At 34.3% G+C, this 8,560-nt stretch carries 8 protein-coding genes; 5 read left to right on the top strand and 3 right to left on the bottom strand.

Annotated elements, in window-relative coordinates; translation table 11 throughout:
- On the bottom strand, positions 1-344 hold a 344-nt coding region (locus tag J1905_RS23345; protein WP_214229603.1), incomplete at its 3' end, for a hypothetical protein.
- A 108-nt stretch (positions 345-452) separates the two neighbouring features.
- Positions 453-701: a hypothetical protein gene (locus J1905_RS23340; RefSeq protein WP_214229602.1), complete on the bottom strand. Its 249-nt coding sequence runs from the start codon at positions 699-701 to the stop codon at positions 453-455.
- Positions 702-2,574: 1,873 nt separating this feature from the next.
- Between J1905_RS23340 and J1905_RS23335 the strand changes: the two genes are divergently transcribed.
- From J1905_RS23335 to J1905_RS23315, 5 genes are all read left to right on the top strand, one after another.
- Entirely contained in the window at positions 2,575-3,273 is a 699-nt protein-coding gene (locus J1905_RS23335) for a class I SAM-dependent methyltransferase (RefSeq protein WP_214229601.1), read from the top strand.
- Between the two features lie 192 nt (positions 3,274-3,465).
- On the top strand, positions 3,466-5,058 hold the full coding sequence (locus tag J1905_RS23330; RefSeq protein ID WP_214229600.1) for a thioredoxin domain-containing protein: 1,593 nt from the start codon (positions 3,466-3,468) through the stop codon (positions 5,056-5,058).
- 82 nt (positions 5,059-5,140) lie between these two features.
- A complete protein-coding gene (locus tag J1905_RS23675; RefSeq protein ID WP_250318184.1) occupies positions 5,141-6,541 on the top strand; it encodes a glycosyltransferase family 25 protein in 1,401 nt (466 codons plus the stop codon).
- Between the two features lie 17 nt (positions 6,542-6,558).
- Complete coding sequence (locus J1905_RS23320) at positions 6,559-7,212, top strand: glycosyltransferase family 32 protein (protein ID WP_214229599.1); 654 nt, start codon at positions 6,559-6,561, stop codon at positions 7,210-7,212.
- 25 nt (positions 7,213-7,237) lie between these two features.
- Positions 7,238-8,086 (top strand): alpha-1,2-fucosyltransferase, encoded by an 849-nt coding sequence (locus J1905_RS23315; RefSeq protein ID WP_214229598.1) that lies wholly within the window; start codon positions 7,238-7,240, stop codon positions 8,084-8,086.
- A gap of 278 nt (positions 8,087-8,364) precedes the next feature.
- On the opposite strand, the gene J1905_RS23310 is transcribed toward J1905_RS23315, so the two are convergent.
- The coding region (locus J1905_RS23310; protein ID WP_214229597.1) for a hypothetical protein at positions 8,365-8,560 on the bottom strand (196 nt) is incomplete at its 5' end.

Below are 8,560 nucleotides of genomic sequence, written 5' to 3'. Positions count from 1 at the left end.
TTTGATACCAAAGTAAATAGGTTATACCTTGAGGCTGTTTTTCCGGTAAATGTTAATTCCGGTACCCCATTGTTTTCATTGATATCAAACTTTAATGAATCTCCAGGTTGAAAGTAAAGTTTCCAGATCTTGTATTTCGCTCTGAAAATTAGAATTTCAGGAGCTTTCAGATTGAAATTAATATCAAAATGACCGTCCTTACCGTATACAGTTGTTAATTTCTCTTCTGGTCCAATTGGGTAAAACTTATACAACCTTAGTATTGAAATTTCCTCAATACCACTACTACTGGAAAATCCGGATAATTTAACATTATTTTGTGCTTTTGCAGTAAAAGTGCACATTAGTACAATTAAAATAAGAACCTTTTTCAAAAACAACATAAGTTTAATTTAACATGACATTTTAAACCAAAGAGACCTGAGTCTCTTTGGTTTAAAAAAATGGACAATTTACGGGGTGCACGTACATGTGCCATGATTACCTGATCCGCATTGTGCCGTCTGCTGACCTGAATCACATGTGGGTACTGGAGTAGCAACATCATCTCCCGGACATTTATTCGCGCACTTATAGCCACTACCACTACCACTGCCACTAGTAGGGCTGCCACCGCCGCCACCCAATACATTTTTCAACTGACTTCTGGTTAAGACTTCACCTTTCTGAAAGGCCAGATCTTTTAAGGTTAATTTTTTCATTTTTTTGTATAAAATTTGGTGATTTAAATTTTGTAACCCTACCACGCCGGGTTACTTCAGGCAGCATGTTTTTGTAACTTTCATGCTTGTTATTGGAGCTGCTCTGTTGCAACCGGCAACACCTGTTTGTACAAAAGAGTTAAGTAGCTAGTAAAACGATTTATTGTTAAAAGCTAAAATCAAAGACGTTCGATGAAAATGGAAATTATACTTAGCAAGTAATCCATGATAATTTGGATGGGATGGCAATTCCGCTGGAATAGTATGAACAGCAATAGAGATAATCAGTTGTCTTATGATTAAATTGTAGATGCTGATTGCATTAGATGGATTTGTGAGAGCAAATATCATAAAGAGTTTTGTTAGTGTATTTACGAAGATCATGATTGATCTCCGGAAAAAGGATTAGTGATAAATCATAACATTTTAGAAAGAGTGTAGCTGAAAGCTCGTTGTTTGTTTGAAAGCATAATATGGTTAGGGTATTATTGGTTAATACAATATTACTAAAAATCAATACATTAAAGAAATGAAATTTAATGAAAATAAAGTAATTCAAAATAATTTCCTTTAATCAGTCATTTTAAATTCGTATTAAATTTAATTATATATATTGCTTTCAGCAAGAAAGACCCCATCTTTGATAAAATAGGATTCTCATAGTATTTTGATATGAGTTGGCCAGAAGTGCTTATTCTTTTACTTTAGGAGTTATCTTATCTGTAAAGGCCGATGAGATGGTGTGAATGCTTCTTTATAATGTATATTCCTTTAAGGATTCTTTTCATTTGCTCATAAGTGACCTGTTAATTTTTTATTCTATATTTTTTTGTTTTTTTTAACTATTTGATAGTGTTTGTTTTATGTTGTGGGTGTTGGAAAAATACAAATTAATTGTTTAGTCGAAAAATGTTGAATATTGGTCTGGTTTTAATTGTATCTTAAAAATTACATTTTAAAATTCTGTTTATATTTATGCTTAAAACAAGGAAACAGCTTTTATGACGATTGATTTAGAAGTAATAATTGATAGTGTATTTATTACGTTAAGTCCAATAATTTAAATAAGTATTTTTGTTCTGGGGTATTTTTTATTAAAATTGTATTAGTCAATAATTCTAACCAAATTATATTAACCAATAAGCCCTAACCATATTATGCTTTCAAACAAACAACAAGCTTTTTGCTATACCCTATCTAAAAAATTATGATTTATCAATAGTTCTATTTCCGGAGTCAATTATGATTCCTCATCTTCATAAATACATTAACGAAACTCTTTATGATATTTGCTCTCACAAACTTTTCTAATATAATCAGTATCTATTGTTCAATTATTAAACAACTGATTATTTCTATTGCTGTTCATACTATGTTAGCGGAATACTCAAGACATCCAAATTATGATGGATTACTTGCTAAGTATAATTTCCCTGTTCACCGAAGGTCTTTTTGTAGCTTTTGATTATACTATTTTAATAGTTACCTAACTCTTTTGTATTAAAAGGGGCTGCCGGTTGCAACGGAGCAGCCCCAATAACAAGCATGAATGTTATAAAACATGTCGCCTGAAGTAACCCGGCGTGGCAGGGTTACAAAATTTAAATCACTAAATTTTACTCAAAGATATGAAAAAATTAGTCTTAAAAGTGCCAAATCTTCCTAAAAGATAAAGCATATAATTACAAGCTAAAATCTGATTCCCCAACTCCATTTTTCTATCATTCAAGCGACTAAAGCTGAAATGCGTGTAAAGCTTAAATTATAAGGGATTTTTTCTGGGAAGCTAATGGGGACCTGATTGTGGCAGAGTCGTATTAGGATAAGCTATGTGAAAAATGTAGAAGTTATACTATCAAAGGAAATCTAAAAAATGACAAAGAAAAGAATTAATTATCATCAAGATTATCACTCAACAATTTTTACGAACATTTATAAAGATAACGTCTGGGGAGGGAAAAAAGGAGAGTATTTCTCAGGTACAGGATCTTATAGTGATCGAATTCCAGAATATGTTGATATTGTAGTCGATTTCATTAGACGTAAAGAAATAAAAAAAATAGTTGAGATTGGATGTGGAGACTTTAATGTCTCTAATCAAATTCTCTGTTGTCTATCCGATTTAAATTATGAGTTTTCTTATTTAGGGTATGATGTAGTAAAACCACTCATAGATATTAATAGAAAACGTTTTGGACAATCAAATGTTAATTTTAAACATAAGGATGGAGCCACTGGAAATATTGTATCTGCAGATCTCTTAATTATTCGACAAGTTTTACAACATTTAGATAATGTGGCAATAGCAAAAATTGTCAGAAAATTTTCTAATTATCACTATGTGCTCGTTACTGAGCACCAGCTTTCTGAGAAGTATAAAAATCAAATCAAGCCGAATATTGATAAGCAGACTGGAGCGTCCATAAGGGTTGGGGCATTTTCAGGAGTGTATGTAGAAAAGGAACCATTTAATAGTGGTAAAGTCAACTTAATACATATGATCCCTGAAAATCAAGGTGAACTAGAGGCTTCGATTAATACCTATCTGATAAAATTTAATAGTGATGAATAAAATTTTATTTAATGATTATGCGACTTATTCTCTTTAAGTATATCTTTTATGTAAACTTAATTAACTATTTGTATTGTTGTGCTAATAAATTCTAACAAAATAGAAGCCTTTCTTTTGACTAGCTGAGTTCAGCTTTTTTATTGATGATGGGGTATTTGCTAGGATTATGGGCTAAATTTAAATTATACCTATATGATTACATTATTTAACTCTACACCGAATGCTATACAGGTGTTAAATCTTTTTCTTCGTGGACTGGGGATACGTGTTAGTTCATTTACTGTTGAAAAGAAACTTTTGGAGCACCCTGATTATCCGAGTTTGCTTTCTCTTACTGATTGTCTTACCAGTTGGAATGTTCCGAATGAGGCTTTTAAAATTAACAAAGAAACTTGCTCACTGATGGAATTGGAATTTCCTTTTATTGCACATTTAAAGAGTGAAGGTGGTAGGTTTATTTTGGCTCGAGAACTCAATTCGGGTCAGGTTTATTACAGTGATGAACGTGATGGTTCAGGCGTAATGTCAGAGGTTGATTTTTTAAAGAAATGGGATGGAGTAGTTCTTTATGCTGAAAAGGATGAGCTTAGCGGAGAAGCTGACTATGTTCAATCTCAGGTTTCGGGGATGTTTAACAGTGCTCGATTACCTTTTCTTGTATTGACTATTTTATTAATTATTCTTTATGCTACAAGTTTATCTTCACTGGGTTTCGCACAAAACTCTATTTTGTTTTTAAAGCTGGCAGGATTAGCTGTTAGTTGTCTATTATTGGTTCATAGTATTGATGCAAATAATCCGTTGGTGCAGAATCTTTGCAGTTTGGGAAGAAAGAACAATTGTAACACAATCCTAAAATCTGATGCAGCAAAAGTGACGAGCTGGTTAAGTTGGAGCGAAGTAGGCTTTTTTTACTTTTGTGGTTCTTTTATTTGTTTATTGCTCTATCCTGAGAGCATTGTGTTGTTGAGTTGGGTCAGTGTTTTGTGTTTGCCTTATACAATTTATTCAATTGGCTATCAGTTTAAGACTAATAACTGGTGTTTGCTTTGCTGTTCTATTCAGACTTTACTCTGGTTGGAGGCGGGGATGTTCTATTGGGCTGGCTATAGCTTTGGAAATATTCTTTCTGGAGTTAATTTGGTGTCAGCAGCAGGCATTTTGTTATGTTTTTTATTTCCTATTGCAGTGTGGTCGTTTTTGAAACCTTTTTTATTAAAAGCTGGGCAGGTGCGTCCGCTGAAACAACAGTTGAAAATTTTCAAATATAACAGCGCTTTATTCAAGCAATTATTGAGTTCTCAGGAACACTATAGTATTCCCGATGAATTGATGCCAATCATTCTGGGAAATCCAAAAGCAGAAACTGTGATTACCATGGTAAGTAATCCATTTTGCGGGCCTTGTGGGGCAACTCATAAAGAGTTAGACGAATGGTTGAGTGAACGGGATGATCTGCAACTAAAGGTTGTGTTTACTACCGCTAATCATGACGACGATAACCGTACAAAAGTTGCACGTCATGCAACTGCTTTAAGTCTTGTCGAAAACAAGAATTTAGTAGAGAAAGCTTTGAGTGATTGGTACGGAAGGCCAAGTAAAGATTACGAGAGTTGGGCTGATAAATATCCTGTAAGTTATGATGAAGATATAAAGTCCGCCACTGAAAAGCAGCAGAAATGGTGTGAAATGGCAGAAATCTCCTTTACGCCGACTATCCTGATTAATGGTTATAAACTTGTTGAACCTTACCAATTAAGCGATATTAAATATTTATTAGTGTAAGGTCCAAATAGGCAGAATTTACAGAAGAGGCTGTTGGTTGCAAAGGAGCAGACCTCAATAACTAGCATGAATGTTATAAAACATGTCGCTTGAAGTAACCCGGCGTGGCAGGGTTACAAAATTTAAATCAAACACTTATAATAAACCCTTAAGAATGATGAACAAGCCCATTTCCACTTTTATCATTAATTTAAAAAAAAGAACAGATAGGAAAAAGTATGCAATTAAAGAATTTTCCACTAGGCCAGAATTTGCCATAAATATTGTCGAGGCAATAGAAAGTGCTGGAGGTGCACTAGGTTTGTGGAAGACAATTCAAATGATTGTTTCTAAAGCTAGGCTATCTAATGACGATTACATTATAATTTGTGAGGACGATCATAAGTTTACTAAAAATTATAATAAAGAGTATCTTGAAAATTCAATTGCCATTGCTCATTCTAAAGACGCCGATGTTTTATTTGGGGGGGTGAGCTGGTTTTCAAACTCAATAAAAATTGATGATCAGCTATTTTGGGTTGAAAATTTTTCTGGAACTCAATTTTTCGTTGTGTTCCGTAAGTTTTTTGATACTATACATGCAGCGGTTTTAGATGATGAGAATCCAGCCGATTATAAAATAGGCAATTTAACAAATAACAAAATTTTGATGTATCCATTCATCTCTGTTCAAAAAGAGTTTGGTTATTCAGATACAACTTGGCGAAACAATGAAGAAGGGCGCGTCAGTGGCCTTTTTAAGGCTGCCCAAGGTTGGATGAAATTATTAGAAAATGTATCAGGATATTATAAATCAGCTGAAATTCCAGAAGATATAGTAGAAGCAGATATTTTTGAAACCACCACTCTACCCACATATGTTATTAATCTCCCTGAGAGAACCGAAAGATTGGTACATATTAAGGAACAGTTTGAAGGTCGCAATGAATTTGATGTAACTTTTGTTCGCGCTTATAAACATAAAGTTGGTGCCTTTGGCCTTTGGAAAACAATCCGGAAAATTGTTAAGATGGCTATCGAAAGGGATGAAGACGTTATTGTTATATGTGAGGATGATCACATTTTTACCGAACAGTATTCTAAGGAGTATCTGATAAGGAATATCATTGAAGCTCATGCTCATGGAGCTAAGTACTTATCAGGAGGAACTGGGCAATTTGGATATGCAGTCCCGATAACTGAAAATAGATATTGGGTGAGTCATTGCCTATCAGCTCAGTTTTTAGTGATTTATAAGAGATTTTTTAAAGAAATTCTCGCAAGACCATATGATAAATCAGTAATAGCCGATATGTTGTATTCGGAGATGACGAGCAGTAAAATGGTCTTATATCCATTCATATCCTTACAAAAGGATTTTGGATATTCTGATGTAACAGAACTTCATAACAAAGATAAAACTATTGTTTCAAGACTGTTTGCACAGAGTAACAAGCGTTTAAATAATATTCAATCAGCTTATAGGAAATATCACGGTTCGTAACAAAAATAGGATTAGTAATGCTAAATAACCAAATAACATCAATTCCTTTAATTATACACCAAATAGTTGGACCAAATACAAACCCAGTCATTGATCATTGTCTTAAATCTTGGGAAGAGCTAAAGGATGCTGGTTTTGAGATTAGGGTATGGGATGATGAAAAATTGCATCAATTTATTGATGAGAATTTTGATTTTGCTTTAAGTGCTTTTCTGAACTCTCGGAATCATGCAGAGGCAGCGGACATTGCTCGCTATCTTTTAATTTACCATTTTGGCGGTTACTATGTTGATTGGGATGTTCAACTTTTAGATTCTGCTCAATTTATTGGGCTATCCTATAAATATCAAGACGGTTACATCTTGGTTGACCCTGCAAATGGAACACTTACCTCTGAGTTTTTTTGTGCTAAACCTAAGGATAGTTATTTGAAGTTTCTGGTTCGGGACATTGTTGGGCTTTACAATTCAAAGAAACGAGATGAGTTGAGGACCCCCCAATATTCTGGACCATATAGGATGAGAGATAGTATGAACAGACATCCTGAAACATTTATGGTTTCTGTCCCAATTAAAGAAGTTTTCGCTTATTTGTATGACGAAATCAGAAATCCCCCAGAAGGTCCTATTCATCAACCTCTCATCCATTATTGGGTTCATTCCTGGATGTAGCTAAGACATATAATTTGAAAATAATATGATAGTTGTAAACTTAATGGGCGGACTAGGGAACCAAATGTTCCAATATGCTTTTGCAAAGTATTTATCCCTTAGACATAACCTCCCGATTTATATTAATGCCAGTATTTATATTGAGAAATCCTCAAATCGGCCATATAGTCTCGAAAATTTAAACATTGGCTATCACCTAATTGGGGATGGGTCCAATTTGGATATCCAGGTAACTGAAGATGACTTAGTATATATTAATGAGGGGAGTTTCCATTTCGATAATACATCATTTGGTAAGCTTGATTATTTGGAAAGTCTCAATACAAAACTTATTGTATTAAATGGTTATTGGCAGTCGAACAAATATTTTATTGCCAATGATGATGTAATAAAAAATGAATTTGTGCCTAAAAAGAAACTCGATGATAGAGGTCTCATTCTAAGAAACAGAATAAAGTCTGTTAATGCTGTTATGATAAATGTGCGTCATGGTGATTATCTAACTAAGTTAGATTATCATGGTGTTGTTTCCGAATCGTATCTATTGTCTGCGATAGGTTTTATTGCTAGTAAAGTAGATCGGCCCCACTATTTTGTGTTTTCGGATGACCTTCCCTGGTGCCGGGAGAAACTGAAACATATAGACAACTTAGAGTTTGTTGGCGAGGAGTTTTACGATGAACATTTTATCGCCTACTTCCAACTTATGATGAGTTGTACACATTTTATCAACGCCAACAGCACCTTTTCATGGTGGGCATCCTATTTGGGGCAGAGAGATGGTAGCATCGTTATATATCCTAAGCAATGGTTTGTAACACAGGATTTAGATATCAAGGATCTGATTCCAGAGACCTGGATAGGCTTTAATTGATAACAATTGGAATTAGGCGGCATGTCAGCTTAGATATGTCGCTTGGATAATTCGGCGTGAAGGAGTTATTATTTAATGAATTAAATTTCAAAAAATGAAAAAATTGTCTTTAAAGAATTTGCCACTTAAGTCGGTAGTATTGTCGAAAATGCAGTTGAAAATGGTGTTATGAGGAGTAGGGATAGGTGGGAGCCTTCTAGGTACTAAACTTTAAATAAAGTTAGCATAATATTAAAAGCCAAAGAGACCTAGGTCTCTTTGGCAAAAGAATGAATTATTTAAACAGGACAATAGCATGTTGCACTAACACCGGCTCCACACTGTGCAGTCTGTGTACTTGAATCACAGTTAGGTACTGGAGTAGCAACATCATCCCCTGGGCAGCTCATGTAACATCTTCCAATCTGGCTACTGCCGCTACCGCTGCCGCTACCGCTACCCCCGCCACCCAATACATTTTTCAACTGACTCCTG

Origin of the sequence: Pedobacter sp. B4-66 (genome assembly GCF_018492665.1) — a bacterium.
Classification (GTDB): Bacteria; Bacteroidota; Bacteroidia; order Sphingobacteriales; family Sphingobacteriaceae; genus Pedobacter.
The sequence above is the reverse complement of the archived record's forward strand: the minus strand, read 5'-3'. Positions and strand labels throughout refer to the sequence as shown.

Coding starts and splice junctions, on each gene's coding strand:
- J1905_RS23340 (WP_214229602.1), bottom strand. CDS start 701: ATGAAAAAATTAACCTTAAAAGATCTGGCCTTTCAGAAAGGTGAAGTC.
- J1905_RS23335 (WP_214229601.1), top strand. CDS start 2,575: ATGACAAAGAAAAGAATTAATTATCATCAAGATTATCACTCAACAATT.
- J1905_RS23330 (WP_214229600.1), top strand. CDS start 3,466: ATGATTACATTATTTAACTCTACACCGAATGCTATACAGGTGTTAAAT.
- J1905_RS23675 (WP_250318184.1), top strand. CDS start 5,141: ATGTCGCTTGAAGTAACCCGGCGTGGCAGGGTTACAAAATTTAAATCA.
- J1905_RS23320 (WP_214229599.1), top strand. CDS start 6,559: ATGCTAAATAACCAAATAACATCAATTCCTTTAATTATACACCAAATA.
- J1905_RS23315 (WP_214229598.1), top strand. CDS start 7,238: ATGATAGTTGTAAACTTAATGGGCGGACTAGGGAACCAAATGTTCCAA.